At 64.9% G+C, this 21,317-nt stretch carries 29 protein-coding genes and 1 pseudogene; 19 read left to right on the top strand and 11 right to left on the bottom strand.

Going from position 1 to position 21,317, the window contains the following annotated elements:
* Nucleotides 1-4 precede the first annotated feature (4 nt).
* The 4 genes and pseudogenes from FJ979_RS17280 to FJ979_RS17265 all read left to right on the top strand — a co-directional run bounded on the left by FJ979_RS17280 (nt 5) and on the right by FJ979_RS17265 (nt 2,156).
* Nucleotides 5-385, top strand: coding sequence for an ester cyclase (locus FJ979_RS17280; protein WP_140500021.1), 381 nt, complete (start codon nt 5-7; stop codon nt 383-385).
* Nucleotides 386-396: 11 nt separating this feature from the next.
* Nucleotides 397-561, top strand: a pseudogene (locus tag FJ979_RS17275) (PLP-dependent aminotransferase family protein); the annotation flags it as partial.
* A gap of 115 nt (nt 562-676) precedes the next feature.
* Nucleotides 677-1,474 (top strand): hypothetical protein, encoded by a 798-nt coding sequence (locus tag FJ979_RS17270; protein WP_140582383.1) that lies wholly within the window; start codon nt 677-679, stop codon nt 1,472-1,474.
* A gap of 133 nt (nt 1,475-1,607) precedes the next feature.
* Nucleotides 1,608-2,156 (top strand): YbhB/YbcL family Raf kinase inhibitor-like protein, encoded by a 549-nt coding sequence (locus FJ979_RS17265; RefSeq protein ID WP_140500017.1) that lies wholly within the window; start codon nt 1,608-1,610, stop codon nt 2,154-2,156.
* Between the two features lie 125 nt (nt 2,157-2,281).
* On the opposite strand, the gene FJ979_RS17260 is transcribed toward FJ979_RS17265, so the two are convergent.
* A complete protein-coding gene (locus FJ979_RS17260; protein WP_140582381.1) occupies nt 2,282-2,752 on the bottom strand; it encodes a nucleoside deaminase in 471 nt (156 codons plus the stop codon).
* A 218-nt stretch (nt 2,753-2,970) separates the two neighbouring features.
* Here FJ979_RS17260 and FJ979_RS17255 point away from each other — a divergent pair, with 218 nt between their 5' ends.
* From FJ979_RS17255 to FJ979_RS17220, 8 genes are all read left to right on the top strand, one after another.
* Complete coding sequence (locus FJ979_RS17255) at nt 2,971-3,588, top strand: C39 family peptidase (protein ID WP_140582378.1); 618 nt, start codon at nt 2,971-2,973, stop codon at nt 3,586-3,588.
* 35 nt (nt 3,589-3,623) lie between these two features.
* Nucleotides 3,624-4,709, top strand: a complete 1,086-nt coding sequence (locus tag FJ979_RS17250; RefSeq protein ID WP_140582375.1) for a D-alanine--D-alanine ligase family protein — start codon at nt 3,624-3,626, stop codon at nt 4,707-4,709.
* A 73-nt stretch (nt 4,710-4,782) separates the two neighbouring features.
* A complete protein-coding gene (locus FJ979_RS17245; RefSeq protein ID WP_140500011.1) occupies nt 4,783-5,205 on the top strand; it encodes a VOC family protein in 423 nt (140 codons plus the stop codon).
* 209 nt (nt 5,206-5,414) lie between these two features.
* Entirely contained in the window at nt 5,415-5,774 is a 360-nt protein-coding gene (locus tag FJ979_RS17240; protein WP_140500009.1) for an SPW repeat protein, read from the top strand.
* A gap of 190 nt (nt 5,775-5,964) precedes the next feature.
* The gene (locus tag FJ979_RS17235) at nt 5,965-7,338 is read left to right on the top strand and encodes a nodulation protein NfeD (protein ID WP_140582373.1); all 1,374 of its coding nucleotides are present in this window, start codon (nt 5,965-5,967) and stop codon (nt 7,336-7,338) included.
* The gene (locus FJ979_RS17230; RefSeq protein WP_140515988.1) at nt 7,335-8,099 is read left to right on the top strand and encodes a slipin family protein; all 765 of its coding nucleotides are present in this window, start codon (nt 7,335-7,337) and stop codon (nt 8,097-8,099) included. Before FJ979_RS17235 ends, FJ979_RS17230 begins: the two co-directional genes overlap by 4 nt.
* 326 nt (nt 8,100-8,425) lie before the next feature.
* Nucleotides 8,426-9,418: a sterol desaturase family protein gene (locus FJ979_RS17225; RefSeq protein ID WP_140500004.1), complete on the top strand. Its 993-nt coding sequence runs from the start codon at nt 8,426-8,428 to the stop codon at nt 9,416-9,418.
* Entirely contained in the window at nt 9,415-10,566 is a 1,152-nt protein-coding gene (locus FJ979_RS17220; RefSeq protein WP_140582370.1) for a GNAT family N-acetyltransferase, read from the top strand. The genes FJ979_RS17225 and FJ979_RS17220 overlap by 4 nt, the downstream gene beginning before the upstream one ends.
* 26 nt (nt 10,567-10,592) lie before the next feature.
* On the opposite strand, the gene FJ979_RS17215 is transcribed toward FJ979_RS17220, so the two are convergent.
* On the bottom strand, nt 10,593-11,600 hold the full coding sequence (locus tag FJ979_RS17215; protein WP_140582368.1) for an aldo/keto reductase: 1,008 nt from the start codon (nt 11,598-11,600) through the stop codon (nt 10,593-10,595).
* A 144-nt stretch (nt 11,601-11,744) separates the two neighbouring features.
* Complete coding sequence (locus FJ979_RS17210; RefSeq protein WP_224519116.1) at nt 11,745-12,035, bottom strand: hypothetical protein; 291 nt, start codon at nt 12,033-12,035, stop codon at nt 11,745-11,747.
* 257 nt (nt 12,036-12,292) lie between these two features.
* Between FJ979_RS17210 and FJ979_RS17205 the strand changes: the two genes are divergently transcribed.
* A complete protein-coding gene (locus FJ979_RS17205; protein ID WP_140499998.1) occupies nt 12,293-12,538 on the top strand; it encodes a hypothetical protein in 246 nt (81 codons plus the stop codon).
* 282 nt (nt 12,539-12,820) lie between these two features.
* A complete protein-coding gene (locus FJ979_RS17200; protein WP_140499996.1) occupies nt 12,821-13,885 on the top strand; it encodes a PAS domain S-box protein in 1,065 nt (354 codons plus the stop codon).
* 47 nt (nt 13,886-13,932) lie between these two features.
* On the opposite strand, the gene FJ979_RS17195 is transcribed toward FJ979_RS17200, so the two are convergent.
* Both FJ979_RS17195 and FJ979_RS17190 read right to left on the bottom strand, forming a co-directional pair.
* Nucleotides 13,933-14,139 (bottom strand): hypothetical protein, encoded by a 207-nt coding sequence (locus tag FJ979_RS17195; RefSeq protein ID WP_140515979.1) that lies wholly within the window; start codon nt 14,137-14,139, stop codon nt 13,933-13,935.
* Between the two features lie 109 nt (nt 14,140-14,248).
* Complete coding sequence (locus FJ979_RS17190) at nt 14,249-14,539, bottom strand: hypothetical protein (protein ID WP_140521515.1); 291 nt, start codon at nt 14,537-14,539, stop codon at nt 14,249-14,251.
* Nucleotides 14,540-14,766: 227 nt separating this feature from the next.
* On the opposite strand from FJ979_RS17190, the gene FJ979_RS32575 reads away from it, so the two are divergent.
* The gene (locus tag FJ979_RS32575) at nt 14,767-14,919 is read left to right on the top strand and encodes a hypothetical protein (RefSeq protein ID WP_181167215.1); all 153 of its coding nucleotides are present in this window, start codon (nt 14,767-14,769) and stop codon (nt 14,917-14,919) included.
* Nucleotides 14,920-14,946: 27 nt separating this feature from the next.
* Here FJ979_RS32575 and FJ979_RS17185 read toward each other — a convergent pair whose 3' ends face one another.
* A complete protein-coding gene (locus FJ979_RS17185) occupies nt 14,947-15,261 on the bottom strand; it encodes a plasmid stabilization protein (RefSeq protein WP_140499991.1) in 315 nt (104 codons plus the stop codon).
* A gap of 157 nt (nt 15,262-15,418) precedes the next feature.
* Complete coding sequence (locus FJ979_RS17180) at nt 15,419-16,351, bottom strand: alpha/beta hydrolase (RefSeq protein WP_140582365.1); 933 nt, start codon at nt 16,349-16,351, stop codon at nt 15,419-15,421.
* Nucleotides 16,352-16,543: 192 nt separating this feature from the next.
* Between FJ979_RS17180 and FJ979_RS17175 the strand changes: the two genes are divergently transcribed.
* Together FJ979_RS17175 and FJ979_RS17170 are read left to right on the top strand one after the other, a co-directional pair.
* A complete protein-coding gene (locus FJ979_RS17175) occupies nt 16,544-17,521 on the top strand; it encodes an SDR family oxidoreductase (RefSeq protein ID WP_140582363.1) in 978 nt (325 codons plus the stop codon).
* A 75-nt stretch (nt 17,522-17,596) separates the two neighbouring features.
* Nucleotides 17,597-17,893: a hypothetical protein gene (locus FJ979_RS17170; RefSeq protein WP_140582360.1), complete on the top strand. Its 297-nt coding sequence runs from the start codon at nt 17,597-17,599 to the stop codon at nt 17,891-17,893.
* A 60-nt stretch (nt 17,894-17,953) separates the two neighbouring features.
* Here the strand turns inward: FJ979_RS17170 and FJ979_RS17165 are convergent, their stop codons facing one another.
* From FJ979_RS17165 to FJ979_RS17155, 3 genes are all read right to left on the bottom strand, one after another.
* Nucleotides 17,954-18,205 carry a DUF982 domain-containing protein gene (locus FJ979_RS17165; RefSeq protein ID WP_140582358.1) on the bottom strand — a complete coding sequence of 84 codons (252 nt, stop codon included), beginning with the start codon at nt 18,203-18,205 and terminating at the stop codon, nt 17,954-17,956.
* An 87-nt stretch (nt 18,206-18,292) separates the two neighbouring features.
* A complete protein-coding gene (locus FJ979_RS17160; RefSeq protein WP_140582355.1) occupies nt 18,293-18,736 on the bottom strand; it encodes a GFA family protein in 444 nt (147 codons plus the stop codon).
* Nucleotides 18,737-18,817: 81 nt separating this feature from the next.
* Nucleotides 18,818-18,997 (bottom strand): DUF3606 domain-containing protein, encoded by a 180-nt coding sequence (locus FJ979_RS17155; RefSeq protein ID WP_115144153.1) that lies wholly within the window; start codon nt 18,995-18,997, stop codon nt 18,818-18,820.
* Nucleotides 18,998-19,392: 395 nt separating this feature from the next.
* On the opposite strand from FJ979_RS17155, the gene FJ979_RS17150 reads away from it, so the two are divergent.
* Complete coding sequence (locus FJ979_RS17150; protein ID WP_140582352.1) at nt 19,393-19,821, top strand: DoxX family protein; 429 nt, start codon at nt 19,393-19,395, stop codon at nt 19,819-19,821.
* Here the strand turns inward: FJ979_RS17150 and FJ979_RS17145 are convergent, their stop codons facing one another.
* Nucleotides 19,822-20,127, bottom strand: a complete 306-nt coding sequence (locus FJ979_RS17145; RefSeq protein ID WP_140499979.1) for a hypothetical protein — start codon at nt 20,125-20,127, stop codon at nt 19,822-19,824.
* Between the two features lie 253 nt (nt 20,128-20,380).
* Between FJ979_RS17145 and FJ979_RS17140 the strand changes: the two genes are divergently transcribed.
* Entirely contained in the window at nt 20,381-21,028 is a 648-nt protein-coding gene (locus tag FJ979_RS17140) for a glutathione S-transferase family protein (protein ID WP_140568000.1), read from the top strand.
* Nucleotides 21,029-21,317 lie beyond the last annotated feature (289 nt).

The raw sequence follows: 21,317 nt of genomic DNA, 5'->3' as shown, positions 1-21,317 counted from the left end.
CGCCATGACCGACCTTTCCGGTATCTACCGCGACTACATTGCCTGCCTCAACCGGCAGGACTGGCCGAACCTCGGGCAGTTCGTCGACGACGACGTGTCCCACAATGGCAGGCGGATCGGTCTCTCCGGCTACCGCGCGATGCTGGAGAAGGATTTCGACGACATTCCGGATCTTCGTTTCGATATCCGGCTGCTGGTCTGCGATCCGCCTCATGTCGCGAGCCGGCTGATGTTCGACTGCACGCCCAGGGGGAATTTCCTCGGGCTTGCCGTAGACGGCCGGAAAGTGTCCTTCGCCGAGAACGTCTTCTATGAATTTCGCGGCGCGAAGATCCGGCTCGTGTGGTCCATCATCGACAAGGCCGCCATCGAAGCCCAGCTTTGAACCACGAACCTCTCCTGGCGTGCTCGGTGAAGGAAGCGCGTGTCGCCTTCGTGCCCGGCAGCGCCTTCTTCGCCGATGGCACCGGGCGCAACACGCTGCGGCTGTCCTTCACCTTGGCCGACCGCCGCGCTGTGACCGAGGGCATTCCCAGATTGGCCAAGCTGCTGAGGAACTAGCAACCGACCGGATTCCTGGCCCCGGGGCGTCAGGCCGGCTTGTCGGCAGCCCTTGTGCGCCTGGCAAGGCGTGCGGTAAATGCGGGCGTGCCTTTGCCGGTCGAATGAGGATGTCATGGTCTCCGCAACGCCCAGAGTGACGCTGCTTCTCGGCAGCGCGCCCGACGTCGTGCGCTGCGCCGCCTGGCCGAAGGAGACCTTCGCCAGCATCGTCGCCATCAACAATGCCTGGCGCGTGCGCCCCGACTGGGACGTGCTGGTGCATGCCGGCGATTTCCCGTCCGACCGGATGCCGCCTCTGGAACCGCTGCGGCAGGCCGAGATCTTCAGCGCCGCGCATTACGTGCCGGCCCAGAATACTTTCGGCGGCTTCGTCTATGCCGGCGCCACCATGTCGCTGACAGCGGCCTATTGGGCCGTCCACAGCCAGAGGCCGGACGTGCTCGCCCTCCTCGGCTGCGACATGATCTACGACACGGCCGGCGACACCCATTTCTACGGCATCGGCCGCGCCGACCCGCTGCGCGACGATGTCACGCTGCAGAGCCTCGAGGCCAAATCCGCCCGCCTGCTCATTCATGCGCTGCGACGCGGCACGCTCTGCATCAACCTGTCGGACCTGCCGCAAAGCCGCCTGGTCTTCCCAAGGCTGTCCTTCGAGGAATTGCGGTTACTGTCCCCCGAGCGCCTCGCCGGCATGAAGATGGATGCGCGTGCGGGCATCCATCAGCATAGGGTCGAAGTGGCCGAGCAAATCGAGCGCGAGCTCGGCTATTTCTACGAGGATGGCATGTACTGGAACCATCTCGACGAAATCGACCGCGCGCAGCTAGCCGACATCGACCGGCTCTGGATCTCGGCGATCGGTCCGCCTGCGGCTGAGCCGACCGAAGAATGCAGCGCGGCGGAATAGCGCCGTCGGCAGCCCATGTCGGGAGGATCGACGGTTCCAGCAGCCCCCACCAGCAGTTTCGCGCCAAATTGCCTAATTTCGGGCCGCTTTTCGGCTAAACTTGTCGGCATCTTGGCTGGAAGTGGAGGAAGCCATGAGCTTGCGCCTCGGTTTCGCCGTGCTGGTGCTGTTCGGCCTCGCCAATCAGGCGGCGGCTTTCGAGATTTCAAGCCCGTCGGTTTCCAACGGCAAATGGGCCGAAAAATATCTCGGCGACAAGGCCGGCGGCTGCAGCGGGCAAAGCGTATCGATCGCTTTGAGATGGAAGGACCCGCCGGCAGGCACCAAGAGCTACGCGCTCACCATGTTCGACCCCGACGCCGGCGGCGGCAAGGGCTTTTGGCACTGGCTGGCCTGGAACATCCCGGCAAGCGCGAAGGGCTTGGCCGAAGGGGCGGGCTCGAAGCGCGGCAAAGGCTTGCCCAAGGGTACGGTGCTCGGCAAGGGCGGCATCGGCCGCGCAGGCTATTTCGGGCCATGCCCGCCGCCCGGCAGCGGCACGCATCACTATGTCTTCACGCTCTATGCGCTCGGCGCGCCGAAGCTGCGCGCGCCGGAGAATCCCTCTCCGGAAATGGTGGCAGTGGCCGCGAAGAGCCAGGCGCTCGGCGAGACCAGCGTGACGTACACCTATGGGCGGTAAGCATGACCGGTTCAGGCAGTCGCCCGGGCCACCAGCGCATTGACGACGCTGTTGGCAAACACGTTCCAAGAGATCGTTTGAATTCCGTTCCGGTGGCCATCTGGCGCGCGGCCTCGGCCGGCGCGTCAGCGCGTCCAGAAATCGCGATGCGGCGCGATCAGCTCGTCCTCGATCTCGGGGAAGGGGCCAAAGACCTCGATCTTCTTCTGGCCCGAGGCGAGCACTGTGCGCGAGGGCAGGCTCATCGTCGGATTCTCGGCGTGATCGCCGGTGAGCGCCAGGAGCTTCGTCTCCTCGAAGCCGTAGACCAGGCGGCCGATATTGGCCCAGTAGAGTGTTCCGGCGCACATCGCACAGGGTTCGCCGGTCGAGACCAGCGTGCAGGACCAGAGGAAATCCGGCTCGTAGGCAGCCGCGGCGCGCCGGGCGAGCTCCGTCTCGGCATGGCGCACCGTGTCGAGATTTCCCTGGCGCATAAGCACGCGATCGTCCGGCCCGACCAGCACGCAGCCGAACGGATGATGGCCGTGCACGGCCGCCTCGCGAGCGACGGCGTCGGCGGCATGGAGGTGGGCGAGCATCTGGTCGCGGGTCATTGCGCAATCCTAACACGACGGGCGAGGAAAGGAACCGACACCCGGCGACCGGCTTCGTAGGGCTGAGAGTGCGCCGATCGGCGGGCATTGGCAAGCTTCGCCCGGCGGGCAAAACCCGAGCGCGGGCCATCGCCTGATCAGGCGAATGAGGTTTGAAGCACTGTTCTCCGCTCTCGTATCCCTGTATACGAAATTGAAATGATCTGTTTGAGGAATTGATGAGCCCACCGCCTGGAACCGTGCCGTTTTTCAGCCAGTGGGAGACGCCCGATATGACTTTGGCCGTCCTTGCCGATGGCGCCGAGGTGGCGCTGCGGCGCGATCCGCTGTGGGAGAACTCGGGCGCGCGCACACTCGACGAATACGCGCTGTGGGCAGCCAATGTCTGCGGCATGGCGTGCCTCAAGATGATCCTGGCGGCGCGCGGCCAGATCGTGCCGACCATCGAACTGGCCAGGCGCTGCACCGGATATGGCGGTTATGTCGTCACCGAACGATCGATCAAGGGCCTGATCTACGCCCCCTTTGTCAGCTTCGTGAAGGCGGAATTCGGCCTGGAAGCGAAGGTGATGACCAGTGTCGCTACATCGGATATTCCGGCGATCCTCGGGCAGTCGCGCTTCTTCATCGCCTCGGTCAGCAGTTCGATCCGCTGGCCCGAGCGCGAGCCGCCGTCCAAGGGCGGCCATCTGGTGCTGGTCATGTCGGCATCGGATGAAGGTTTTCGCTTTCACAATCCGTCCGGCCATACCGGCGCCACACAGGCGAACGCAGTGTTGGCGGCCGCCGATTTCGATCGCTTCTTTGCCAATCGCGGCATTGCCGTCAGCATTTGATCTTGTGGGATTTCGATGAGGGACAAGGCTTTTCAATGAAGAACAAGATTAGGGTCGCCGTCCTCTATGGCGGACGTTCGGCCGAGCATGACGTATCGCGCCTTTCGGCCGCCAATGTGCTGAAGGCCATCGACCGGACGCTTTACGAGGTGGTCCCGATCGCCATTTCCAGGGACGGAAGATGGCTGCTGCAACCATCCTCCGAGGCTGGCGACGACAGAGCCGGGGCACCGGTGTCTGAGGACGGCGTGGAGGTCGCATTGTTGCCCGGTGGTAGAGGCAGGCTGGTGGCCACACGGGGCGGCGGAGCACAGCCCGACCTGCCGCCGGTCGACGTCGTCTTTCCCGTGCTGCACGGTCCTTTCGGCGAGGACGGCTCGGTGCAGGGCTATGCCGAGGTCGCCGACGTCGCCTATGTCGGCTGCGGCATTCTCGCCTCGGCCGCCGCCATGGACAAGGATGTCGCCAAGCGGCTGCTGCGCGAGGCCGGGCTGCCGGTTGCCCGTTCCGTCACCGTGCATCGAAACGATGTCGGGCCGTTCCAGGAGATCGCCGGCGCGCTCGGCCTGCCTTTCTTCGCCAAGCCGGCGCGCCAGGGCTCGTCGTTCGGCGTCAGCAAGGTGAACGACCGGGACGGCTTCGAACGGGCCGTCGAGACGGCTTTCCGCTACGACGGCAAGGTCCTGATCGAAGAGTTCGTCGACGGCCGCGAAATCGAATGCTCGGTGCTGGAGCGGGCCGACGGAACGCTGACCGTATCGCTGCCCGGCGAAATCATCCCGGCCGGCAAGCACGGCTTCTACACCTATGAAGCCAAATATCTCGACGCCGACGGCGCCGTGGTGAACGTGCCCGCCGATGTCCCGGCCGCCGTCGCCGACAAGGCAAGGGAGATGGCCGCGCGGGCTTTCCAGGCGCTCGGCTGCGAGGCGATGGCCCGCGTCGACTTCTTCCTGCGGGCTGACGGCTCGCTGCTGGTCAACGAGGTCAACACGCTGCCCGGCTTCACCGACATCTCGATGTATGCCAAGGCGCTGGCGGCGATCGGCATCGGCTACAGCCAGGTCATCGACGTGCTGATCGAGCACGCACTGGCGCGGCATGCCGCGCGAAAGTCCTGACGTTCGGCGCGGCATTGACGGCGGATCACGCGAAGCTAGTTAGATTCGAGCCCTTGGCGAGAGGAGAGCTTGCATGGAAGAACTGCATCGCGGCCGGCTCATCGATCATATCCAACTGGTGGTCAGGGACATCGCCGCCAGCCGCCGCTTTTACGAAGCAGTATTTCGAGTGCTCGATATTCCGATCGGCGGCAGCGCCGCCGATTATTTCTGGGCCGACGAGCTTTTCATTTCAACCGCCGACAGCCGCGCGGCTCGGGGAGAGTTGACCGGTCGCCATCACCTGGCATTCCAGGCGAAAGACCGCGCCATGGTCGATGCGTTCTATAAGGCCGGGCTGGACGGCGGCGGCAGGGACAATGGCGGGCCGGGTGAACGCCGGTACCACCCCGGCTACTACGCCGCTTTCCTTCTCGACCCGGACGGCAACAACATCGAAGCGGTGCATCACGGGGCGGCCAACCGCAGTGCCGCCTCGGTGAAGATCACGTTCTAGAATGCGCCGACAAGAGGCGGGTGGTTTTGCCTTGATGTGGCCCGTCCCGGCTTGATCCCAATCGGGTGGAGGGAGCTCGATCCACGCGGAGGCGACCCGTCCGTGGGGCAGGCCTTGAAGGCCATGTGAGGCATAGTTACATCAACCATTAAGCGTGCGTTTGCACGCGAATACAACGCTTTGGCCAAGCTTCATCTATGGAGGTTGTCATGGCAAATACACTCATGGAAGGAAAGAAAGGCCAGGACTGGCTCAATCTGGTCCTTGCCGTCTGCCTGTTCATCTCACCCTGGATAATCGGCTTCGCTGCTGAAACCGCTCCCGCATGGAACGCCTGGATTGTCGGCGTCGTGCTGGGCGCGGTGGCCGTGGCGGCGCTTGCCGCCTTCGCCGAGTGGGAGGAATGGGTAGGTGTCGTTCTCGGGCTCTGGCTGATCGTGTCGCCCTGGCTGCTCAAATTCATGGCGAACACGAATGCGATGGCCACCCACGTCATTCTCGGCGTGCTGGTGGTTGCCGTATCGGGTTGGGCCGTCTGGGACGTCCGTCACCCGCACGCACATGCGTGACCGCTGACCAAGGACGGGGCCGGCGCGCGAGCGGGGCCCCTTCCGGCTTTGAACGTCTGCCCATTGCGTTTGCCGCCGGCTGCGAAGGGCAGGGTCGCCGGCTTGCAATCTGAGGCCAGGCCATGGATCTCGACGGACCGAACGCCATATCCTGCACAGCATATCCTGCGTAATTCAGGGAGTTTTGAGCGTGACCCTCGCGCGGATGGCGGTTCTGGCAGCGGCCTTCATGGCCGCCGCGGCCGCCAGTCACTCTTCCGTGACCTCGGAGGCTACGGAGAAGGTCGCGTTGCGCGTCGTGATCGACGGCGCCATCGGCCCGGCGAGCGCCAGGCAGCTCAACGAAGCGCTGGCCAAAGCCGCCGAGCGGCACGCCGAAGCCGTTGTCCTCGAGATCGACACGCCGGGCGGGCTGGTCACCTCGATGCGCGAAATGATCGCCGATATCCTTGCCTCGCCGGTTCCCGTCATCGGCTATGTCGCGCCCGCCGGCGCGCATGCGGCAAGTGCCGGAACCTATATCCTTTATGCCACCCATGTCGCGGCGATGGCGCCCGGCACCAATCTGGGCGCCGCCACGCCGGTCGAGCTTGGCGGGTTGCCGCCCCTTCCCGGTGGCGACGAGAAGGACAAGGGCGACCAGAAGAATGCCACCGGGCCTCCGGCCGGCGACGCGATGATGACAAAGGTGACGAACGACGCGGTCGCCTTGATCCGTTCGCTCGCCGAACTGCGCGGCCGCAATGCCGACTGGGGCGAAAAGGCGGTGCGCGAGGCAGCCAGCCTTTCCGCCAATGCGGCACTTCAGGCACATGTAGTCGACCTCGTCGCCCGCAACACCGCCGAACTGCTCCAGCTTGCCGACGGCCGCACGGTCGAGGTGGCCGGCAAGCAACAGGTGCTGGCGACCAAGGGCGTGGCGGTCGAGACGCTCGATCCCGGCTGGCTGATCCGGCTTCTCGCCGTCATCACCGATCCCAACATCGCCGTCGTCCTGATGCTGGCCGGCGTCTACGGCCTCGTCTTCGAGTTCACCAGCCCAGGCGCCGTGGCGCCCGGCGTGATCGGGACCATCTGCCTGCTGCTCGGGCTCTATGCCCTCAATCTGCTGCCGATCAGCTATACCGGCCTCGCCCTGATGCTGCTTGGCATCGCCTTCCTCGTCATCGAGGCCTTCAACCCGACCGTGGTGCTCGGGCTTGGAGGCGTGGCAGCCTTCCTGCTCGGCGCCGCCATGCTGCTCAAGGTCGAGGGCCCGGGCTTCGAGATGTCGTGGGCGCTCATCGGCACCGCCGCGGCGCTGACGCTTGGCCTGGCGCTGCTGGCCGGCAGCTATCTGTGGAGGGCGCGCAGGAGCCTGCCGCGTGTCGGCGCGCAGGCCATGCACGGGCTGCCGGCCAGGATTCTCGACTGGTCGGGCAGCGAAGGCCATGTGCTCGCGCAGGGCGAGCGCTGGCGGGCGAAAGCCGATGAACCGCTCGCCCCCGGCGACAGCGTCGAGGTGGCCGACGTCAGGGATCTCGTGCTGACGGTCCGGCGCAGGAACAATGGAGCAAGGCAATGATCATCGGTTACGTCGCCTATCTGGTGCTCGCCCTCATCGTGCTGATCTTCCTGTCCGCCGCCATTCGCATCCTGCGGGAATATGAGCGCGGCGTGGTCTTCACGCTCGGCCGCTTCACCGGGGTGAAGGGCCCCGGCCTCATCCTCCTCGTCCCCTTCGTCCAGCAGATGGTGCGGGTCGACCTGCGCGTGGTGGTCCAGGACGTGCCGCCGCAGGACGTGATCTCGCGCGACAACGTCTCGGTGAAGGTGAACGCGGTGCTGTATTTCCGCATCGTCGACGCCGAGCGGGCCGTCATCCAGGTCGAGGACTTCATGGCCGCGACAAACCAGCTCGCGCAGACCACGTTGCGCTCGGTTCTCGGCAAGCACGAACTCGACGAGATGCTGGCCGAGCGCGACAAGTTGAACAGCGACATCCAGGAGATCCTGGACCAGCGGACCGACGCATGGGGCATCAAGGTGTCCAATGTCGAGATCAAGCATGTCGACCTTAACGAGAACATGGTCCGCGCCATCGCCAAGCAGGCCGAGGCTGAAAGGCTGCGGCGCGCGAAGGTGATCAACGCCGATGGCGAGCAGCAGGCGGCGGCAAAGCTGGTCGAGGCCGGCAAGATGCTGGCGCAGGAGCCACAGGCCATGCAACTGCGGTATTTCGAGGCGCTGCACGACATCGCCGGCGAGCGCTCGTCGACGGTGGTGTTTCCGCTGCCGATGGACCTGCTAGCGATCTTCAACAAGCAGCCGGGCGCCGGGAAATAAGCTTGGGAGGGGTTTGGCAGCCCGGCCGCGGGCCGGCGAGCTCGGGACCGGCACGATCACCCGGCGATTCCCCGAAGTTGCGATCTCCACGCCAAGCGCTGCCGGTCCTTTGCTGTCAATTTTAGGAGTTTTATTCAGAATTCGGCAATATATAGCGGGCTTTTTAGCGGATTCATTGTTTTTAATTAGCTTAAGCTTTCGCTATGGATTCTCGACTAGGGTGACGGCGAAATGATCGAGAGCCCTGACGGCGTGGCGGCTTGCCCGGCCAGTCAGGTCAATCGCCTCCTGCAAGTCAAGCTTCGGTTGCATAAATGAGTGGGCCCATGTCGATTGCCGGCATCATCGAAAGGATCCTGGACAAGTTGTCCGGCTCCAGCCTGCTTGCGGCCGGCCTTTTGCTGCTGACCGCGCTGGGCAGCGCCCTGATCGCCTATTGGCGGACGGCGGAGCGCAAGAGCTTCAGGGAATTCTTCGATTTCGTCTTTCCCAACGAGATCGTCACGCACCCCTCGGCGCGGGCGGACCTGCTTTTCTGGATCACCCGCAAGGCGATTATGCCCTTCCTGATGCTGCCCGCGGGCGTGACCTTCGTCGTCGCCGTCGGTTACGCGACGAATCGGACGCTGGCGGCACTCCTGCAAATCGAGCCGCCGCTGCTGCCGGGACCGCCGGGGGCGGTGACGATCGTCATCTTCACGGTGACGATGCTGATCGCCTACGACATATCCTATTACCTGTACCATGTGGCCCAGCACCGCTTCCCGTTCCTGTGGGAGCTGCACAAGGTGCATCACTCGGCGGAGGTGATGGTCGGGATCACCAAGGACAGGGTTCATCCGCTCGACGAGCTCATGAACCGCGCCTGGGACGGCGTCATACCCGGGATCTGCTTCGGCATCTGGACCCTTTTGTCGCTTAACCTCGTCGAAGTGACGATCTTCGGCGTCAACGTCTACGTCATGCGCAATATCCTGATGATGGATTTCGTCAGGCACACCCATTTCAAGATATCGTTCGGGCCGCTCAACAACATCGTGCTGTGCCCGCATTGGCACCAACTGCACCACAGCGTCGATCCAAGGCACTACGACAAGAATTTCGGCTTGCTGTTCTCGTTCTGGGACCGGCTGTTCGGAACATTGTGCGTGCCCAAGCCCGATGAGGATTTCAGGTTCGGATTGATGGAACGCGGCGCGCGCGACTATCAATCCCTGTCGGGGCTTTACGTGCTGCCGCTCAAGAAGATGTGGGGGCACATCGCCCGGCGGTTCCGCCGCCGCGCTTCGTCCGAGCCGACACGGAGCCCGCAGCCATGAACGCTCATGCCGCGATCGAGGGCCGGAAGGCCGGCGCTTTGGAGATCGTCACCTCCGAGGAGCGCCTCGCGTCGGTCGGGCCGGCCTGGACGGAGCTGTGGCGCCGGGCGGAGGGGCTGATCTTTCAAAGCCACGCCTGGGTTACGGCGTGGTGGCAGACGGCCCCGGACCGGGATCTGCGCGGTCTCAGGATCGGCCTCGTCTGGAACGGTGACCGGATCGAGGCCGTCATCCCGCTGGCGACGGTGCGGCGCAAGGGCGTCAACGTCCTGGAATGGGCTGCCAAGGACCACAGCGACTATGGCGACGTGCTGGTCGCGCCGGACTGCGATCCGGCGGCGGTCGCGGCGCTATGGCAGGAAATTTCGGCCGCGGGCGGCTTCGATCTCGTCTATCTGAACCGCCTGCTGCCGGACGCCGCGATGCGCACGCTGCTTGCTCCCGCTTCGGCGCCCAAGATGGCGCTGCGCCCGAACCGCCGCAGCGAAACCAGCTTCCGGGTCGCCGGGCCATGGCGTACGGGCGCGGACTGGTTCGGGGAACAAACGAAGAAGATGCGCCAGAATTATCGCCGTGGCCGCAAATTCCTCGAGGAGGGCGGCGAAGTGCGGTTCCGCCTCATGTCGCCGGACGAGCCGATGCAGCCCGTCCTCGACAGGCTCGCCGAGTTCAAGCGCAAATGGCTCGCCGCGCGCGGACACGAATCCAACCTGTTCGATGAGGGGTCGCCGGCCCTGGCCGCGCTGGTCGCGGTGCTGGCCAGGGAAGGGCTCCTGCATGTCTTCGTGCTGGAATGCGCCGGGATGGTGGTGGCGGTCTCGATCAATTTCGTCCAGCGCAACACGATGATGGCCTTCGTCACGACCTACGATCCGGATGTCGAACGGGCGTCTCCCGGCATGGTGCTGATGATGGACTACATCCAGTGGTCGATCGACAGAGGGCTGACGATGGTCGACTTCCTGTGCGGCGGCGAGGACTTCAAGCGGCGCTTCGCGACCCAGTCGGTGACGCTGGATTCGGTGCTGGGAACAAGGACCTTGCGCGGAACACTCGCCGCGCTGGCGGACCGGACCCTGCACGCCGGCAGGGAACTTCACCAGCGGTTGCGGCCCGATCCTCGGCAAAAGCCCGCACCGGTGGAATAGGCCCGATTCACCGGCGACGTGCGAACCTATCGGTCGATCATCATCATGGTGCGGTCGCCGTAGCGCGGGCCGGAGACCTTCCCCGGGGCCAGCGCGTCGTCGAGCGCCGCCATCTCGGCGGCCTCCAGTTTCAGCGACGCAGCGGCGACATTTTCTTCCAGATATTTGATCCGCTTGGTGCCGGGGATCGGCACGATGTCGACACCGAAGACGTTGCCCTTCTCCAGGAGCCAGGCCAGCGCGATCTGCCCTGGCTTGACGCCTTTGGCGGCGGCGATGTCGCGGACCTTTGCGGCGGCCTCGACATTGGCGTCATAGTTCGCACCCTGGTAGCGCGGGTCGCCGCGGCGGTAATCGCCTTCCGGATAGTCCTCGGCGCGCTTGGCGCCGCCGGTCAGGAAGCCGCGGCCGAGCGGTGAGAACGGCACCAGGCCGATGCCGGTTTGCCGCAGCAGGGGAATGATTTCCGGCTCGAGATTGCGCTCCCACAGCGAGTACTCGCTCTGCAGCGCCGAGACCGGAAACACGGCGTGCGCCCGCTGGATGTTCGCGGCTCCCGCCTCCGACAGGCCGAAGAAGCGGACCTTGCCCTGTTTGACCAGTTCGCCGACCGTGCCGGCGACATCCTCGGCCGGCACGGCTGGATCGACACGGTGCTGGTAGAGAAGGTCGATATGGTCGGTGGCGAGCCGCTTCAACGACCCTTCAACCGCCGCCCTGATGGTTTGCGGCCTGCTGTCGCATTCGGTGCCGACCTGCCGGCCATTTTCGATGCGAAAGCCGAATTTGGTGGCGATGGTCACCTGGTCGCGCTTGCCCTTCAAGGCGCGGCCGAGCAGCGCCTCATTGGCGTAAGGGCCATACACCTCGGCGGTGTCGAGGAAGGTGCAGCCGAGTTCGATGGCGCGGTGCAGCGTGGCGATGGATTCGGCTTCGTCGGCCGGGCCGTAGGACTGGCTCATGCCCATGCAGCCGAGGCCGATGGCAGAAACCCGCAGCCCCTGGCTGCCGAGCTTGCGTGTGTCGAGCGTCATGGCGTGTTCTCCGGAGGGGAATTCAACACCATATAGCGCGCGCGCTCAATTTCCACAGGTAGGCCGCGTCCAGCGGGCTCGCCCGGCCACCGGAGCCCTGATGCAGGTCGCCCGAAATGACTTAGCGCGTCGCCTCAAATCTGTTCAGACGAGGCGCTTCAGGGCAGGGGCCGGTCCGCCGGGGCGGCCGTTGACATGAGCGTCCGGCAAGCGGTCGATCATGGTCAGGCCCTCGAATTCGATGGCGGCGCCAAGCAGTTGGGCGGCCGCCAGGACCAGGTGCTCGACGTCCTCGAGAGCAACGTTTTCGTCGAGGTTCCTGAGCCTGATCCGTTCGGCCACCGCGGTGATGTTGACGATGCCGTACGTCCTGAAAGCCGTGGTGACCGCGGATTGAACGTCATCGCGCAACCGCGTCGAGTAGTCATACCGCATGGAAACCTCCTGGACTGGTTTTGCCTTTGTAGCATGCGCCTCGCATCGGTGTGTGGCAAGCGGAAATCTGAAAATACTCGATATATATCAGTTAGTTAGCATGGTTACGCAAAGGCGCACCCGACGCTTTATAGTCATCATGAGCAGGATGGGGAGGTCGCGTGTTTGCCGACCTTGACGTGTTAGGATTGCTATCCTAATTATTAGTGGAATGAGACAGATACTCATTCGCGTATTGGGTTTTGCGAGGAAGTGCCGTGACTGAACTGGAACGTCCTGAACGCTTGCAGGTCATGCTGACCGCCGATGAACTGGCGGCATTGGAGAACTGGCGCTTCGACAAGCGCATGCCGAGCCGCTCGGCCGCGGTCAGGGAGCTCTTGCGGCGTGGCCTCGCCTCGGACGGATTCCTGGCGGCGGAGCAGGGCGTCAAGTCCCAGGACTTCGGACTGCTGTCCACCCCGGGCGGCAACGGCAATGTGGGCGACGGCCATTCTGACTGAGGCGCGGTGACATTCAGGTGATGCCGGCCCGCAAGGACGGGTTCCGCGCTTCCGGTGCCCATGGACTTGAATGTCCGCTCTGTCCTGGTGCTCGAAAACCATTTTGTATGGTCGCTGGCGTCTCCGATGCCGGCCGCCCTGATCTGCGGAACGACCTTCCCCTCGATCACTCCAGCCGGCGAGGCGATTTCGATGAAGTTGAAGCAGCAGGCCGCTTCAAGGTGATTGCCTTGTCCGGCGCACGCGTTATCTAGTGGCTATAGGCTGACACCTGGCGGGGCAATGGCTGACATAGCAAGCGGTGAAAAACAGGACGCAACGGCCGATGCGCAGCTGGCGGCGATCGTCGATTCCTCCTTCGACGCCATCATCAGCAAGGACCTGAACAGCATCATCAAAAGCTGGAACCAGGCGGCCGAACGCATGTTCGGCTACAGCGCGGAGGAAGCGTTGGGGCAGTCGATCCTGATGCTCATCCCCGACCACCTCAAGAACGAGGAAACCGAGATCATCGCCAAGGTCCGCCGCGGCGAACGCCTCGCGAGCTACGAGACGACGCGAAAGCGCAAGGACGGCACCTTCATTGCCGTTTCGCTGACGGTGTCGCCGATCAGGAACGCCAGCGGCGAGATCGTCGGCGCCTCGAAGATCGCCCGCGACATCAGCGCCAGCAGGGAGAACGAGCGCCGGATCAAGATGCTGATGCGCGAGGTCAACCATCGCGTCAAGAACCAGTTTGCGGTGATCCTGTCGATGGTCAGGGAAACCAGCAAGCGCTCGCAGGACCCGCGCGAGTTCGAGGAGATGATCCGCGCCCGCATCATGGCGCTGTCACGCTCGCACGATCTGCTGGTCACCTCGAACTGGGCGGGAGCCAGCCTGTTCGACCTGGTCCAGGAACATCTCAAACCGTTCGGCCGCGAGGAGCAGATACTGCTTTCGGGACCGCTGCTGACCTTGCAGTCGAATGCGGTGCAGAATCTCGGCATGGCTTTCCACGAGCTCGGCACCAATTCGTCCAAGTATGGAGCGCTCGCCAGCGATTCCGGCCGGGTCGAGGTGACCTGGAGCATGAGCGACGACGCTCTGGCCGAACGCGAATTCCAACTTGTCTGGGAGGAGCGGTCGCCCCCCTATAGCGGCGGCGACGAGCGCGACGACACCACGCGCAAGGGGTTCGGCACCGTTGTCCTGCAAAGGGTGGCGCCGCAGTCGCTCGGCGGGTCCGCCGTGATCGAGCGCTCGCCCGGCTATTTCAGATGGACGCTGAACGCGCCGCTGGCGTCGATCATCGTGCCGCAGCACCCTATGGAAGACGCCGGCCAGACGATCGGCTTAGGCATCTGAAAGCCGCCGCCGTGGCCAAGGCGCGCCGCATTTGCGGATTCAGGCGACTACAGGATGTTGCCCGTCACCTCGACGATGATCGCAGCCCCTTCGAGCGAACCGTCGGGCACATGCACGACGCGCGAAACGCGCAGGTCCTGGGCGTTTCCGTCGACGGACAGCGAAACGCTCTCGCCGATCCGGGGCACGGCCTGGAAAACGGCCTCGATCGATTGAGGCCGGTTGTCGATGGATACGCGGCAGTTGACGGTCATGGGCATCTCCTGTGGCGGCCACCCCACGCGTCAACGCGGCCCCCTCGGATTGGTTTCAGGCAGGGTGCGGCAATCCCCGAAACAACAATTGCCCGCGCCAACCGACCCGTCAATTCGGGAAATTGTTGACCGGCTCCTCGCAGCGGTAGACCGGACAGTGCCCGTCGCGGGCCGGGATATAGGCCGACATCGGCACTTCGGGCCAATCGCATTCATTGCCGAACTGCCTGACATAGCGGTCATAGGTATTGGGGCCGGTGGTCAGCACGACGGCGCGGTGGCTCTGGATCATGGCGCGGATCTGCGCGCAGCTCATGGCGCGGCTGTCGGGCCGGGCTTCGGCCAGGCCGGTGGCGGCAAGCATGGCAGCCACGGTCGGCAACAGAATTCGAACGGACATGGCGGTCTTTCCAAGGCATGATCCGCAACGCCGGGCGATCAAGCTTGGTTGCGGCATGCCGGGGAGATTCGCACTTTGTCTGGCGGTTGCGCAACAGCCGGCGTCTTCTCTTGCGAGGGACGGCGCGGGCGCGCAACCAAATCGCGCCTCGCGCATTGCTGGGCATGCTCGGCAGGAAGCCTTACCAAACCCCGCGATGGCCGCCCGGGAACAGGGAGCGCGAAGCCATGTGCTGTTCGTTCTGCGGCGGCCGCGACCACGGCTACGAGGACTGTCCGCAAAGGCCGCCGTCCGACAATCCGGCCGAGCCCAACTTCGATGATCCGCCGGGCGACGATCTGATCAAGAGCGGCCCGGGCGAGGGCAGGCAAGGCGCATAGGAATTTCGTGACCCGGTCGCCCGCGCATCAATGGGCGTGCGCTTCGTTGCGCTTGCGGGTCGCGGCTGCCTTCCTGGCCGATGCCGACCGGCTCCCTGCCGAACGCGAGGCGGAAGCCTTGCCGCCCTTTTCGCCGCCCTTGTGCGCGGCGGGATGGCCGGTGTGCTTGCCGCGGCCGGAGCCGCCCTCCTTCTTGCCGCCGCCATCATCCTTGTTGACGGTGGCCCAGGCGCGGCGCTCGGCTTCCTTCTCGGACACGCCGCGATGCTCGTAGCCCTCGGCGATGTGGTCTGCCTTGCGCTCCTGCTTGTCGGTGTATTTCGATTTTTCTCCACGTGGCATGGCTCTGCTCCCGGGTTCATCCGATGCCCCTGCAACTGCGCAGCCAAGGATGTGGTTCCAATTCCCTTGGTCGCGGCCGGCTGAGAAGGTTCCCGCTGAGCCGCTCCAGGCGTTAGTTCGACGCGATTCCCCAGGGAAAGCGCTAGGTGGGAAACCGCTAGGCACTTTTCCTGACATTGCCCTCTCGGGCGGCGGTTTCGGGGCCGGCGAAGAAAGCGCTCAATTCGGCGGCCGTTTGCGCGGGTGCTTCTTCGGGAAAGAAATGCCCGCCCTGGACCGCATGGCCGCGCAGATCGCCGGCCCAGCCGCGCCACAAGGCCAGTGGTCCGCCTTCGCCGGCATACCATTCAGCGAGCGCGCCTTGCCCGCTCCACAGCGCCAGCACCGCGCAGGCTATGCGCCGGCCGGCGGCGCGATCGGCATGGTCGTGCTCGCGGTCGAGCCTCGCGGCCGCCCGGTACTCCTCGCAGATCGCATGGGCATGGGCGGGATCGCGCAGGGCCTCGACATAGGCCTGGCGCACGCCGGCGGAAAATGTCTCTGGCGACGAGCCCCAGCCGCCCAGGGCGTCATCGACGATCGCGTCGGCCGCGCCCGCCAGGAGCTTTTCCGGCAATGGCTCGGGTTGGGCCAGCAACGACCACGGCCAATAGCCGAGCGCCAGCCTGGCGTCGGCCCGGTCCCAGGCGTCGGCGGTGGGCACGATGTCGAGCACGGCAAGCCTTTCGACGCGGTCGGGATGGTCGAGCGCGAGGCGGTAGGCGACACGCCCGCCGCGATCATGGCCGGCGACCATGAAGCTGGAAAAGCCGAGCTCGGCCATCAGCGCCACCATGTCGCGGGCCATGGCGCGCTTGGCGTAAGGAGCGTGATCGGCGCTCGACGCCGGGCATGAGCTGGCGCCATAGCCGCGCAGGTCGGCGCATATGACGGTGAACCGGTCCGCCAGGCGTGGCGCCACGTCGCGCCACATCAGATGCGTCTGCGGAAAGCCGTGCAGCAAAAGAACGGCGGGCCCGTCGCCGGCGCGCCGGGCGAAGATGCGGGCATCCCCGCAGTCGACCTTGAGGGTCTGAAAACCTTCGAACATGATTGCCTCCGGCAGGCGAAACGGCGGCAGGATGCGAGGGTTGCAATGCGTGCCTGCGAAAGCCGCCAACTTTTTCCGCCGATATGCGTTGTCCTTGCGAGCAGGGCTTTGGACCGAAGACATCGCGAACAGTTCCGCGCGTTGCGCGAGGAGGTTCGGGATGTCTCCGGTCCAAACACAGAGGAGACGACCATGCCGACCAGCACCCAGAGCGACAGTTCGAAAGCAACCAGCAAGCAGCGCAGCATCCAGCGCAAGGTCGACGCCAAGGACCGCGCCAAGGCCAAACCCAAGGGCGACGGGGCCATGCAGGCCGGCGCGCGAAAATATCCCGCCCCGCCTTTTCCCGCCCAGCATCATCCCAAACCCGGCGAGGAATGGGCCATCGAGCCGGCGCCGCTCTATGACGCGCCGTTCTGGCGCGGTTCGGGAAAGCTGGAAGGCAAGGCGGCGTTGATCACCGGCGGCGATTCTGGGATCGGCCGTGCGGTGGCCGTGCTGTTCGCGCGCGAGGGTGCCGATATCGCCATCGTCTATCTCAGCGAGGACCGTGACGCGGAGGCGACCAAGCAAGCGGTCGAAGCGGAGGGCCGCCGCTGCCTCGCCTTGCGCGGCGATGTCGGCAATCGCGCTTTCTGCGCCAAGGCCGTGGCAAGGGTCGTCAAGGAACTGGGGCAGCTCGACGTGCTGGTCAACAATGCCGCCTTCCAGATCCATTCCACCGATTTCGCCGACCTGACCGAGGAGCATTTCGACACCACGCTGAAGACCAACCTCTACGGCTACTTCCATATGGCGCAGGAGGCGGTGGCGCATATGAAGCCGGGTTCGGCCATCATCAACACCGGTTCGGTCACCGGCATCGAGGGATCGAAGGACCTGGTCGACTACTCCATGACCAAGGGCGGCATCCATGCCTTCACCCGGGCGCTGTCGGGCAACCTCGTCGGCAAGGGCATCCGCGTCAACGCGGTGGCGCCGGGACCGGTGTGGACGCCGCTCAATCCGTCGGAGAAGGAGGCGCAGGACGTGTCGCAGTTCGGCGCCAAGACGCCGATGAAGCGGCCCGCCCAGCCGGAGGAAATCGCGCCCGCCTATGTGTTCCTGGCCTCGCCGCAATGCTCCAGCTACATCACCGGCGAAATCCTGCCGATCGTCGGCGGCTATTGAGGCAAGCCTGTCGAAGGCACGCCATCGACTATTGGGCGGCCGGTGAGGGCGGCCCAACCTGGAAAGGAGGCCGAGATGAGATTTCTCGCCATCATGTCCGTCAGCCTGATGCTCGCCGCGCCCGCCGCGGCGCTGGCGCAGGCCGAGCAGCAGAACCCCGACAAGCAGGCGCCCAGCGAAAAATGCCGGGCCAAGCCCGACGGCAACCAGCAGCCGACCGACAACACGCTGACCGAGACGCTGAACGATTGCGGCGGCGTGCTGAAGCCGCCGCCCACAGGTGACCAGGGCATGGCCGCGCCCGCGCCCAACGAAGGCAAGACGCCGGTGATCAAACCGGGTGAAGTGCCGCCGCAGCCGCCGAAACAGTAGCCGGCGGCTTGCCGCGATGCAGCTATCGGGTTCCGGACCGCCCCTTGAGGCGGCAGGCTTTCAGGGTTTGCCGTTGCCGGGCAGGAATTCCGCCTCGCGCCCGGCATCGATCATGGCCCGCATCGCCTTCTCGGCTGGGGTCCAGCCATCGAGGGCATCGCGGCAGCTGCGCCATGCGGCGCGGTAGCGCCGGCCGTGCTTGCCGGGCCAGTCGCGTAGGCATTCCAGGCCTTCCCAGGCGCTGCGCACCACGCGCTCCCGGGCCGGTCCGACCTTCAGCCTGACCGGACGGGGAAAGAACTTGTCGTTCACGGCGATCTCCATTGAAACTGAGGCGCCCGATAACGCCGGCCGCCGTTCCGGGGTTCCGTCGCAGCCGCTAAACTTTTCGACTAATTTTCAGCCGCCGGGAGCTGCGTCCGACAGCGGCCTCGGCGGCGGCGGGCCGGGAGCCTGCGCGGCGGGCCGGTCGTGCTCGAACTGCCGCGTATCGGGCAAGGCATGCAGCCAGGATTCGCGCCGGCCGATCCACAATTCGTACTCCGGCATGAGATCGGTCGGCGCCACGTCCAGGCTGCCGATCATCACCTCGGCTTCGTCGTCGCTGAGCGAGGCGACACGGCTGCCGCAGGTCGGGCAGAAGCCGCGGCCGGCATAGGTGCCGAGAATGCCCGATGTCTCGAACGCCTGGCGCGGCCAGATGGCGAAGGCGGCAAAGGCGGAGCCGCTGGTCTTGCGGCAATCCTTGCAATGGCAGAGACCCACCCGCAGGGGCGGACCGCTGACGGTGAACTGCACGCCGCCGCAAAGGCAACTGCCGGTTCTGCGCGCGGTGTCGGGCATGGCCGTGGCCTCCAACCATTCGGTGCCGCAATGCGCCCGGGTCCTGCCCCGGGCAACGCTTCCAAAGCCGGTCGCGCCGAGCTATCCGCGCGCGGCCATGTGGTTGTCGAGCTTCTTCCTCGAGGGCCCGTAGCGCTTGATGATGGTCTGGGCCTCGCTCTGCGGGATGCCGTATTTGCGGGCGAAAGCGGCAACCTCATAGGTTTCCTCGCTCGAAACCAGCTTGCGATCCTGCTTGATCTTCGATTTGTCGTCCGCCATGCCGAGCCTCACTTTCCACCCCCGGCGCGCCGCCGTCGCGGCGCGACCCTGCGGTCATACATAACAGCATTTGACGCCGCTGGTTCCATAGCGGCTTTTGCAGGCTTTGGCGAACACCGACCGGAATATCGGCTCCGCCGCCTCAGGCCGGCTCCAGGCGCATGGCGGCGAGATACATCAGGGACGATGCGGCCCCCTCTATCCAGGAGCCGGCAAACCGGAATCCGGTTTTGCGACAGCGGGCCCGATCGAGCGGCGCCGATCGCGACATCCGGAAAAAACTTCGGCAGACATGTCGGATGCGCGGCGCGTGGCGCGTCCTAGGAGCAATTCCAGGAAAGTTCGGTTTCCATCCGGAATTGGGTAAGACAAGCAAACGAAACGGGAGAACAACCATGCCGTCGCCAACCGTCCAATCGCCGTGGCAGACCGCCGCCTTGCTCATCGCCCGCCTGATCTTCGCGGCCGTCTTCCTGATAGCGGTGACGTTCAAGTTCATGGGCATGGGCGCCACCGCCGGCTATATCGCCGCCGCCGGCTTTCCGTTTCCGCTGTTCCTGGCCTGGTGCGCGGCGATACTGGAGGTGCTGCTGGTGATCGCTTTCCTCACCGGCGCCTTCTTCACGCCGGCCGCGCTGGTCGCGGCGGTCTACGTGCTGTTCCTCGGCTTCGCCTTCCACGGACCGAGCCACTGGGCCGGCAACCAGGCGGAATTCGGCTTCTTCGTCGACCATTTTTCCTTCCTGGCCGGGCTGCTGTTCGCCGCCGTGCACGGGCCGGGCCGCGTGCTTTCGTTCAATCCGGGATGGCCGGGCAGGGCGTAGCTACATCTGGTCGTTGTAGGGTTCCTTCATCTGGCCGACCATGCGCGCCAGTTTCGAAAAGGACGGCATGTCAGCTTCGGGCTGGCACTGGTTGGCGAGCTCCAGCAGCCGGATCGGGAAATTGACGGCGTCGCGGCTCGACGCCGACATGCCCTCGGACCGCTCCTCGCTGGTTTCGCCGGCTTCGGCCTTGCGCAGGGCGATGTCGATCTCCTCTGATGTCAGCACGCCCTTCCTGACCAGGACGTGGTTGATCGATGCGACGGCCATCAGCAGGCCCTCGAGTTGCAGGTTGGCGACGTTCATGGCGGTTGCTCCCATCGGTGAGGCGCGTCACGCTGAACAGGGCCCGTGCGACGCACTTGCAGGTATCGGCCTACGCATGTCGCCCAAAACCGAGGTCACTTTGAGGCGGCGTGCATAGGCGTTCAGAACGCGCGGACATCCATTCGCGATCCGCGCCCGGCAAGGAAAATAGTTCAAGACCGATGTCGGGCTGCCGCGCAGGCTTGTTCGTCATCGCCAGGAAGCCCAGGAAACAGGCAAGGAAGCGGATGCAATGACAATCACCATTACGGCATTCAAACGGTCGCCCGACGGCGGCAAGGGACTGGCGCGCGACACGCGCGTTCGCTGGGCGCTCGAGGAAGTGGGCCAGCCCTATGAGGTTCGTCTTGTTTCCCATGCCGAGATGAAGGCGCCCGACCATCTGGCCATTCAGCCCTTCGGCCAGATCCCCACCTACGAGGACGGTTCGCTCTGCCTGTTCGAGACCGGCTCGATCGTCTTCCACCTTGCCGAGCGGTATCCGGGGCTGCTGCCGGAGGATCGCGATGCCCGCGCCCGCGCCATCACCTGGATGTTTGCCGCGCTCAACACCATCGAGCTGCCGATCCTCGAACTGACGACGGCAAAAATATTCGAGGCCGACAAGCCCTGGAGCGAGGAGCGCCTGCCATTGGTGAAGGACCGCGTTCGCGCCCGGCTGGACAGGCTCTCGGCCCATCTGGGCGGCGCCGACTGGCTCGACGGTGCGTTCAGCGCGGGAGATCTGTTGATGGTATCTGTGCTGCTGCGGCTCAGAATGTCGGGCATTCTGGACGAATATCAAAACCTGGCTGCCTATGTGGCCCGCGGCGAAGCCCGGCCCGCCTATGGCAGGGCGTTCGCCGCGCAATTCGCGGTCAATGCTCCAGCACCCAACTGATAAAGCCGGCAGGCCCGGGGAGAACCAGGCTGGGATGGGCGAGATAGGATTTTTTTCTTAAAAGCTGTTGACGGGGTGAAGGCAACTATGCTATGTTTTTATCTATGGTGCTGAGTTGCGCCGATGACCCGCCCCCGAGGCGGGTTTTTGATTCTGGCGCCGCCGAAACAAGAGCGCCGGTCGTGCTGGGTATTGGCGCGATATTCGAGCGGATCTTCATTCAACGCGCTTGGCGACCTTCACAGCGAGATTGTGACGAAGCCCCGGTTCATTAGTTGGGCTGATCCTG

Source organism: Mesorhizobium sp. B1-1-6 (assembly GCF_006443035.1).
In the GTDB taxonomy this organism is placed as follows: Bacteria; Pseudomonadota; Alphaproteobacteria; order Rhizobiales; family Rhizobiaceae; genus Mesorhizobium.
This window is presented reverse-complemented; position numbering and strand designations above follow the sequence as displayed.

Bases quoted from the DNA above. Each gene is read 5' to 3' on its own strand.
- FJ979_RS17280 (WP_140500021.1), top strand. From the start codon at position 5: ATGACCGACCTTTCCGGTATCTACCGCGACTACATTGCCTGCCTCAAC.
- FJ979_RS17270 (WP_140582383.1), top strand. From the start codon at position 677: ATGGTCTCCGCAACGCCCAGAGTGACGCTGCTTCTCGGCAGCGCGCCC.
- FJ979_RS17265 (WP_140500017.1), top strand. From the start codon at position 1,608: ATGAGCTTGCGCCTCGGTTTCGCCGTGCTGGTGCTGTTCGGCCTCGCC.
- FJ979_RS17260 (WP_140582381.1), bottom strand. From the start codon at position 2,752: ATGACCCGCGACCAGATGCTCGCCCACCTCCATGCCGCCGACGCCGTC.
- FJ979_RS17255 (WP_140582378.1), top strand. From the start codon at position 2,971: ATGAGCCCACCGCCTGGAACCGTGCCGTTTTTCAGCCAGTGGGAGACG.
- FJ979_RS17250 (WP_140582375.1), top strand. From the start codon at position 3,624: ATGAAGAACAAGATTAGGGTCGCCGTCCTCTATGGCGGACGTTCGGCC.
- FJ979_RS17245 (WP_140500011.1), top strand. From the start codon at position 4,783: ATGGAAGAACTGCATCGCGGCCGGCTCATCGATCATATCCAACTGGTG.
- FJ979_RS17240 (WP_140500009.1), top strand. From the start codon at position 5,415: ATGGCAAATACACTCATGGAAGGAAAGAAAGGCCAGGACTGGCTCAAT.
- FJ979_RS17230 (WP_140515988.1), top strand. From the start codon at position 7,335: ATGATCATCGGTTACGTCGCCTATCTGGTGCTCGCCCTCATCGTGCTG.
- FJ979_RS17225 (WP_140500004.1), top strand. From the start codon at position 8,426: ATGTCGATTGCCGGCATCATCGAAAGGATCCTGGACAAGTTGTCCGGC.
- FJ979_RS17220 (WP_140582370.1), top strand. From the start codon at position 9,415: ATGAACGCTCATGCCGCGATCGAGGGCCGGAAGGCCGGCGCTTTGGAG.
- FJ979_RS17215 (WP_140582368.1), bottom strand. From the start codon at position 11,600: ATGACGCTCGACACACGCAAGCTCGGCAGCCAGGGGCTGCGGGTTTCT.
- FJ979_RS17210 (WP_224519116.1), bottom strand. From the start codon at position 12,035: ATGCGGTATGACTACTCGACGCGGTTGCGCGATGACGTTCAATCCGCG.
- FJ979_RS17200 (WP_140499996.1), top strand. From the start codon at position 12,821: ATGGCTGACATAGCAAGCGGTGAAAAACAGGACGCAACGGCCGATGCG.
- FJ979_RS17195 (WP_140515979.1), bottom strand. From the start codon at position 14,139: ATGACCGTCAACTGCCGCGTATCCATCGACAACCGGCCTCAATCGATC.
- FJ979_RS17190 (WP_140521515.1), bottom strand. From the start codon at position 14,539: ATGTCCGTTCGAATTCTGTTGCCGACCGTGGCTGCCATGCTTGCCGCC.
- FJ979_RS32575 (WP_181167215.1), top strand. From the start codon at position 14,767: ATGTGCTGTTCGTTCTGCGGCGGCCGCGACCACGGCTACGAGGACTGT.
- FJ979_RS17185 (WP_140499991.1), bottom strand. From the start codon at position 15,261: ATGCCACGTGGAGAAAAATCGAAATACACCGACAAGCAGGAGCGCAAG.
- FJ979_RS17180 (WP_140582365.1), bottom strand. From the start codon at position 16,351: ATGTTCGAAGGTTTTCAGACCCTCAAGGTCGACTGCGGGGATGCCCGC.
- FJ979_RS17175 (WP_140582363.1), top strand. From the start codon at position 16,544: ATGCCGACCAGCACCCAGAGCGACAGTTCGAAAGCAACCAGCAAGCAG.
- FJ979_RS17170 (WP_140582360.1), top strand. From the start codon at position 17,597: ATGAGATTTCTCGCCATCATGTCCGTCAGCCTGATGCTCGCCGCGCCC.
- FJ979_RS17160 (WP_140582355.1), bottom strand. From the start codon at position 18,736: ATGCCCGACACCGCGCGCAGAACCGGCAGTTGCCTTTGCGGCGGCGTG.
- FJ979_RS17155 (WP_115144153.1), bottom strand. From the start codon at position 18,997: ATGGCGGACGACAAATCGAAGATCAAGCAGGATCGCAAGCTGGTTTCG.
- FJ979_RS17150 (WP_140582352.1), top strand. From the start codon at position 19,393: ATGCCGTCGCCAACCGTCCAATCGCCGTGGCAGACCGCCGCCTTGCTC.
- FJ979_RS17145 (WP_140499979.1), bottom strand. From the start codon at position 20,127: ATGAACGTCGCCAACCTGCAACTCGAGGGCCTGCTGATGGCCGTCGCA.
- FJ979_RS17140 (WP_140568000.1), top strand. From the start codon at position 20,381: ATGACAATCACCATTACGGCATTCAAACGGTCGCCCGACGGCGGCAAG.